Source organism: Pandoraea sp. B-6 (assembly GCF_000282835.1).
GTDB classification, from domain to species: Bacteria; Pseudomonadota; Gammaproteobacteria; order Burkholderiales; family Burkholderiaceae; genus Pandoraea; species Pandoraea cepalis.
This window is the reverse complement of record NZ_AKXS01000014.1, coordinates 1-4,572: the sequence shown is the minus strand read 5'-3', so window position 1 is coordinate 4,572 and position 4,572 is coordinate 1. Positions and strand designations below refer to the sequence as shown.

At 67.6% G+C, this 4,572-nt stretch carries 5 protein-coding genes; 2 read left to right on the top strand and 3 right to left on the bottom strand.

All coding sequences use genetic code 11. The features are described 5' to 3' along the window. Both A985_RS23630 and msrB read right to left on the bottom strand, forming a co-directional pair. Positions 1 to 481, bottom strand: a 481-nt coding sequence (locus A985_RS23630) for a cytochrome c biogenesis CcdA family protein (protein ID WP_039829604.1), incomplete at its 3' end; no start/stop codon positions are given. 76 nt (positions 482 to 557) lie between these two features. After that, the gene (gene msrB, locus A985_RS0100095) at positions 558 to 1,001 is read right to left on the bottom strand and encodes a peptide-methionine (R)-S-oxide reductase MsrB (RefSeq protein WP_369751535.1); all 444 of its coding nucleotides are present in this window, start codon (positions 999 to 1,001) and stop codon (positions 558 to 560) included. Between the two features lie 389 nt (positions 1,002 to 1,390). Between msrB and A985_RS0100090 the strand changes: the two genes are divergently transcribed. Both A985_RS0100090 and A985_RS0100085 read left to right on the top strand, forming a co-directional pair. Beyond that, positions 1,391 to 2,134, top strand: coding sequence for a response regulator transcription factor (locus A985_RS0100090; protein ID WP_017231399.1), 744 nt, complete (start codon positions 1,391 to 1,393; stop codon positions 2,132 to 2,134). Then, on the top strand, positions 2,131 to 3,621 hold the full coding sequence (locus A985_RS0100085; protein ID WP_017231398.1) for a HAMP domain-containing sensor histidine kinase: 1,491 nt from the start codon (positions 2,131 to 2,133) through the stop codon (positions 3,619 to 3,621). The genes A985_RS0100090 and A985_RS0100085 overlap by 4 nt, the downstream gene beginning before the upstream one ends. Here A985_RS0100085 and A985_RS23625 read toward each other — a convergent pair. Further along, on the bottom strand, positions 3,605 to 4,572 hold a 968-nt coding region (locus tag A985_RS23625; RefSeq protein WP_039829602.1), incomplete at its 5' end, for a hypothetical protein. The genes A985_RS0100085 and A985_RS23625 overlap by 17 nt on opposite strands.

Genomic DNA, 4,572 nt, shown 5'->3' with positions numbered 1-4,572 from the left:
TGGCGCCCTGCAGCGCCGCGCCGGTGAGCACCAGCCCGAGGATCGGACCGGCGCAGGGCGCCCAGAGCAGGCCGGTGGCGATGCCAAGCAGGAACGACGCGCCGGGACGGGCCCCCGTGTTCGCATTGCCCGTGGCGGCGCTGCGCCCTTGCGCGGACTGCGACAGACGATCACCCAACGACACGAGCGGATGCGTGAGCCGTTCGGCGAGTTTCGGGAAGAGGAGCGTCGCACCGAACAGGGCAACGAGGGCGAGCGCCAGCCAGCGGCCATACTGGTTCGCCTGCACGACCCAGCTTCCGCCTACGGCGGCGAGCGTTGCCACCAGCGCGAACATCAGCACCATGCCCGCAAGCATGGGCAACACGCTGCGCGAGAACGATTGGCCAGCCCGCGAGAAAACAAACGGCAGTACCGGCAGGATGCACGGACTGACGATCGTCAGAATCCCGCCGAGGTAGGCGAGGATGAGCAAAGTCATGAAGCGCTCCTTGAGCCGCACCCGTTGGCGGGGTGAAGCGGAGGTGGGTAACTCGACGCCGGCGGACGCATGGCGCTCAGGCGGGTTGCGGCTGGAACGTCATCGCAAGGCCGTTCATGCAATAGCGCAGGCCGGTCGGCTTCGGGCCGTCGTCGAACACATGGCCGAGGTGGCCGCCGCAACGTCGGCAATGGACTTCGGTGCGAACCATGCCGAAGGTCGAGTCGGTGTGCGTGCCCACGGCATGGTCCAGAGGCTTCCAGAAGCTCGGCCAACCCGTGTGACTGTCGAATTTCGTGCGCGACGAGAAAAGCGGCAGCGCACAGCCGGCGCAGGCGAACGTTCCGGCGCGGTGTTCGTCATTGAGCGGGCTGGAATAGGGACGCTCGGTGCCCGCCTGACGCAAGATCTCGTACTGGGCGGGCGTCAGACGCTTGCGCCATTCGGCATCGCTGTAGGCGACCTCGAAGTGCTCGGGATCCGTGGCGCGACGGGCATCGTCGGCGTGCGCGGGGCGCATGAGACGCGGCACCAGCCCGGCGGCGACGGCGGCGGCTGCCGCAGTGGCGCTCAGCAGGAACGCGCGGCGCGACGGCGCCGGGGCAGCCTTCGCGGCGTGCGTGCGCGACGGCTTGCGCGGTGGGTTATCGGACAAACGCATGACATCCTCCGGTCAGTAGGGCGATCCGGCGCGGGGCTGGCCCGCCGCCGCGTGTTCAGGGGAGCGCGACGGCCGTGGTTCGGCGCAGCAGACACAGCAGGCGTTCGCGCCGGATCGATAATTGAAGGGTAGTGCGCCGGCGATGGCAAAGTCCTCACGTAAAATTAAACAATTCGTGATACCTCGCGGTGCGGGAACTGCGCACAATGGGGCCTTCAAGACCCACTTTTCCGGGAGCCGTGCCAGCGATGGAATCGCCGCGCCGTGTTTTGCTCGTCGAAGACGACGTGCATATCGCCGACCTGCTCGCGCTGCATCTGCGCGACGAGCGGTTCGAGGTCGTGCATTGCGCCGACGGCGACGAAGGCCTTCGGCGATTGTCCGAGGGGGGCTGGGACGCGCTGGTCCTCGACCTGATGCTGCCCGGCGTCGACGGACTGGAAATCTGCCGTCGCGCGCGGGCGATGACCCGCTATACGCCGATTATCATCATCAGTGCGCGCGCGAGCGAAGTGCATCGTATTCTCGGGCTGGAATTGGGCGCCGACGACTATCTGGCCAAGCCGTTTTCAGTGCTGGAGCTGGTGGCGCGGGTCAAGGCGCTCATGCGGCGGGTCGATGCGCTGGCGCGCAACGCGCGCATGGACGCCGGCAGCCTGGCGATGGCGGGGTTGTTCATCGACCCGATTGCGCGGGAGGCATCGCTTGGCGGCAAGCGGCTCGATCTCACGCCGCGCGAATTCGATCTGCTGTACTTCTTCGCTCGCCAGCCCGGCAAGGTGTTCTCGCGCATGGACCTGCTCAACGCGGTGTGGGGCTATCAGCACGAGGGTTACGAGCACACCGTCAACACACACATCAATCGCCTGCGTGCCAAGATCGAGGCGGATCCGGCGCAGCCCGCGCGTATCCTCACGGTCTGGGGACGCGGCTACAAGTTCGCCAATGACGGTGGGCCCGACACCACGGGTGCCGAGGCGGGAGGCGCATGATGCGTCGCTGGAATCTCACCCTCACGCAGCGCCTGTCGCTCGTATTCGCGGGACTGCTGCTGGTGTGCTGCGGCACGTCGGCGTGGATGCAGGTGCGCGCCAATCGCATGCACGAAGCCGAAGTGATTCAGGGGCTCTCGCGCGGACTGGCGGAGCATATCGCCGCGAATGCCCAGCTCATGGACGCGAACGGCATGAAGCCCGACGCCGTGAGGCGTCTGTTCGGGCAACTCATGGTGGTGAATCCGAGCGTCGAAGTGTATCTGCTCGACATGCAGGGGCGTATTACCGGTCACGCGGCGCCTGAAGGCCATCTGCGGCGCACGCAGGTCGATCTGGCGCCCGTGCATCGGCTGATCGATGGCGAGGCGTTGCCGATCTATGGCGACGATCCCCGTAACGCCGATGTCCGCAAGGTATTCAGCGCCGCGCCGCTGCGGGTGGACGGTCGCGAGGTCGGCTACGTCTACGTCGTGCTGGTCGGCGAGGCGCACGACCGCTTCGCGGCGCGCGGGGCGACGAGCGCGGCGCTCGATACCGCGCTATGGTCGATCGGCCTGGTGGCGGCGCTGTGCCTGATTGCCGGTCTGGCGGCGTTCGCGCTGATTACGCGTCCGTTGCGCCGCTTGACGGATTCGGTGCGCGAGTTCGATATCGACGCGGCCCCGGTGCCGCTGCCCGCCGTCTCCGCGGATGAACTGGCGTCGCAGCAGGCGCGGCCGAACGACGAGATCGTGGTGCTCGAACGTGCCTTCCGACAGATGGTCGAGCGACTGGGCACGCAGTGGCGCACGCTCACGCGCCAGGATCAGGAGCGGCGCGAACTCATCGCCAACATCTCGCACGATCTGCGCACGCCGCTCTCGTCGCTGCACGGCTATCTCGAGACGCTCTCGCTCAAGGACGCCACGCTCACGCCCGCCGAGCGGCGGCGCTATCTGGGCATCGCCCTCGATCAGAGCCGCAAGGTCGGCGCGCTGGCGCAGTCGCTGTTCGAACTGGCTCGTCTGGAACATGGCTTCGTGCAGCCCGAGGCCGAGCCGTTCTCCGTGACGGATCTGATCCAGGACGTCTTTCAGAAATTCGAACTGAGTGCCGAGTCGCGCGGTGTCGCGTTGCGCGCGCAACTCGCGCCGCAAATTCCCGTTGCGCGGGCCGACCTCGGCCTGATCGAGCGCGTGTTCACGAACCTGCTCGACAACGCGCTGCGCTACACACCGTCGGGCGGTGAGATCACGGTGGCGGTGGCGCCGGTGGGCGCCGACATCGAAGTGTTGGTGAGCGACACCGGTCCCGGCATTCCCGAGACCGCGCGCGAAGGCCTGTTCGAGCGGCCATTCACGGTCGGCGGCGCTCGCCGTGAAGGTGGGCTGGGCTTGCGCATCGTGCATCGCATTCTGCAACTGCACGGACGGCGCATCACGCTGGTCGACACGCCCGGGCAGGCCGGGCGGGGGGCGACGTTCCGCTTTACTTTGCCGACGTGAGTTGGTTGGGCGCCGGGGCAGCCGGCGCCGCGTCGAAGTAGGTCAGCTTGCGCACGAAGACATTGGCGAACGGGTCGACCTTCTCGCCATGCGCGGCGGGCGAGGTGATCACGACGCGCACGATATTGCCTTGCGCGTCGTACTTGTAGTGGTACTCCGACACATGACGCTCGCCCGTGGCGGCGTCGGTGCGGGTCACGCGCGTGAGTTCGTGACGCGGTGAGTATTGCGCGACCTCGTTGTCCCACGCCAGCGCGAGCCATTGACCGTCGATGAGGGCGGCGGCGCCGTTGTCGCGAACGATGCGCTCGCCATCCGGCTTGCGCTCCACGCTGGCGAACGTCCGGTAGGAGACCCGCTTCGGCGCTGGACGCACCTTGCCGTCGGCCGTGACGACCTGACGTGCTGCGTTGGGCGCCGACCATTGACGCGAGAGCGCGAAACACTCGTCGTCGAACCGTCGCGCCTGCAGGCTGCCCGCACGGTGAGGATGCGCGCCGTTGGCGGCGGCGATGAGGCTGCGGGTCCATTCCCACTGCCCGTTGTTCTCCTGGCGGACTTGCTCCTTCCACGCGGCGCGACGTCCCGGGCCGTGCACAATCCAGGCGTCGGCGTTCTGCCACTCGACGGGGGCGCCATCGATGCTCTCCAACCGGCCGCTGGCGTCATACGAATAGTGGCCGCGGTCGGTGTTCGCGAGCAGGTGACCTTGTGCGTCGAAATCCATCACGAAGCGATTGCCGTTGTCGAGCGGCCCGACCTTGCCAGTGGCGCGATCGTAGCTGGCGATGAAGCGGGTTTCTTCGATCCGGCGCACGCCGGCGGGAATGCCGCCGAAGTTGCGCATCAAGTCATCCTCCTCGCGTAGCGAGGTCTGCACGCACCACGGCAGCGGAGCGGCCACCTGCGGCGCGTCGGCGGCGGGCGGCGGACTCGTCGGGGCGGGGGGCG

Excerpts from the sequence above, each read along its gene's own strand:
- msrB (WP_369751535.1), bottom strand. The coding sequence starts at position 1,001 with ATGCGCCCCGCGCACGCCGACGATGCCCGTCGCGCCACGGATCCCGAG.
- A985_RS0100085 (WP_017231398.1), top strand. The coding sequence starts at position 2,131 with ATGATGCGTCGCTGGAATCTCACCCTCACGCAGCGCCTGTCGCTCGTA.
- A985_RS0100090 (WP_017231399.1), top strand. The coding sequence starts at position 1,391 with ATGGAATCGCCGCGCCGTGTTTTGCTCGTCGAAGACGACGTGCATATC.